The sequence below is a fragment of the Rhodocytophaga aerolata genome (genome assembly GCF_030503435.1).
Taxonomy (GTDB): domain Bacteria; phylum Bacteroidota; class Bacteroidia; order Cytophagales; family 172606-1; genus Rhodocytophaga; species Rhodocytophaga aerolata.
This window is the reverse complement of sequence record NZ_JAUKPO010000142.1, coordinates 1-1,601: the sequence shown is the minus strand read 5'-3', so window position 1 is coordinate 1,601 and position 1,601 is coordinate 1. Positions and strand designations below refer to the sequence as shown.

Genomic DNA, 1,601 nt, shown 5'->3' with positions numbered 1-1,601 from the left:
ATTGAACTTATCAAGGCAATAACCTCCCCCTTTTCATACGTACGAGCAGTATAGATAAATTCAATCTTATGCAGACCTGCAGGTACCACCATCGCTCTTAATAAATAGTTGACCTGCATATGGGGTACAGCCTTACCATCCACGTAAGCTTGCCAGTCATTGTTGCCTTGGTAGTAAATTTCGGAAAATACAGCTAGTTGGGGCGTTTCGGCTTTCGACTGGTAAACTACGTGGTCAGGAGAATAAGCAGTTAAATGGATACGAGCTGTAGAATCCCATTGAAGGCTTTGAGCATTTAATAGGGGCTCATAGCGGGCTTTCACTATAGCTGTGCGAGCAGGATCAAAACTTTTTAGGGCTTGTAATTCTTCATTTGCATTAGCAACTATTTTATGATCTTGAACAAACCAGGCATTACCTAAGGCATAGGGGTTTTGTAACACGGACTGCGTATCATTGCCGAGAATAAAATATTTGGTATTGAGCATATTAAGGACAGGCAGTTGCTCTAATGCTGCCGGTGAAAATGACTGGCTCTGCAAACCTGACACTAGACGGTTCAGCTCGGGAAACAAAACGCTGTCTGAAACCTCCCCAAATCGCTGTAATTTAGCTGCATGATACCCACCAATTGAGTGATGAAAATAGGAGGTTAACCCATCCTCAAAAGGACTTACTGTTAGATTGAGCACGCGGTACTGGGTAGTGTCTTGCAAGATAGAGAGATTTGCCGCCGTGGGTTCTACCTTCTCTGCTTTACGCCTGGCCACAAAATCCTCATTATTTAAGTAACGTTTGTCTACATTGAACAGATCTATGAGTATGAGCAGAGACAAAGACAGATACAGTATTTTAATATTCAATCGCTTGAACAGGTAGGCGACAAGCAGGCCCGCTGAGAGGAGAATAAATATTACAGATCGCAAAGCATCCGTTCTGAGCATAGATTGTCTATCCTCTTTGATAGCTTCTAGTAGCCAGGCCGGCAACCCTAATCTTGCATCACTTGTAGAAGAGAAATCAAAGATCATACCTGCGGCCAGGGCAAATAGTAGTGCGACACCTGCTGTTAAACCCAGGCTCCAGAGCAGCGGTCTTTTTAGATCTGCCCAACTGTAACTCTTTTCCACCACTTCCCCAAGGGCTAGTACGGCTCCCATTGAGAGAAATACCTGTACCACTGTTAACGTCATTGTAACAGCCCGGAATGTATTAAAAAAGGGAAAGTAGGAGAATAAAATATCATTCAAAAAGAAGTTTTTACCCCAGGCAATGGAGATTAACAGTAAAGTGGAAGCGAGCAGCCACCATTTGATCCGGTCTTTGACTATAAAAAGACTTAGCACAAACAGAAAGCAAACAATGGCTCCTGCATATGCCGGGCCTAACGTATTGGGCTGGCTGCCCCAATAGAGGGGAAGCTGGCTGGTAAACTGCACTGCTTGGGCGGGGCTTCCTCCTTGTTGCAAAATGGCTTGATAACTTGCAGAAGAGGAGCCTAAACTACCAGCACTGGAGCCTCCATACAAGTTAGGAATTAACAATGTCAATGTCTCCAGCTTGCCATAACTCCAATGAAAAGCATAGTCGCGGTCCATGCT

General features: G+C 44.3%; 1 pseudogene. It reads right to left on the bottom strand.

What is annotated here, in order from left to right:
* A pseudogene (locus Q0590_RS37200) lies at positions 1 to 1,601 on the bottom strand (hypothetical protein); the annotation flags it as partial.